Below are 514 nucleotides of genomic sequence, written 5' to 3'. Positions count from 1 at the left end.
TGGTGTTGCCGAAAGAAGAAAAGCGGCTGCCGGCGCAGATCCTGAGTGAACGGGAAACCACACCGGTGCTGGAGAGCCTTGACGATCAGAGTGTGTTGGGACTTCGCAACCGGGTGATGCTGGAAATCCTCTGGAGCAGCGGCATCCGGCGCATGGAGCTGCGCCAGCTTCAGCGGGGCGACATCGACTTCGAACGTGGTGCGGTCGTGGTGAATCAGGGCAAAGGGAATAAAGATCGGGTTGTGCCTGTCGGTGAGCGGGCGCTGGGCTGGCTGAAACGCTATCTGGTCAACGTCAGGCCACAACTGGCCGCGCACTATGACAGCGGTTATCTGTTTATCTCGCAAAAGGGCAGGCCGCTGAGTCTGGGACACCTGACGCAAATCGCAGGCAAAGCCATCCGGCAGCGGGCACATCTGGACAAGCCGGGGGCGTGTCACCTGTTCCGGCACTCAATGGCCACGCAGATGCTGGATAACGGTGCCGATATCCGCCATATCCAGGCGATGCTGGG

General features: G+C 60.3%; 1 protein-coding gene. It reads left to right on the top strand.

Going from position 1 to position 514, the window contains the following annotated elements; all coding sequences use genetic code 11:
* On the top strand, positions 1-514 hold a 514-nt coding region (locus AAY47_RS19180; RefSeq protein WP_047771939.1), incomplete at both ends, for a tyrosine-type recombinase/integrase.

Origin of the sequence: Xenorhabdus griffiniae (genome assembly GCF_001028135.1) — a bacterium.
GTDB lineage: Bacteria > Pseudomonadota > Gammaproteobacteria > Enterobacterales > Enterobacteriaceae > Xenorhabdus > Xenorhabdus bakwenae.
This window is presented reverse-complemented; position numbering and strand designations above follow the sequence as displayed.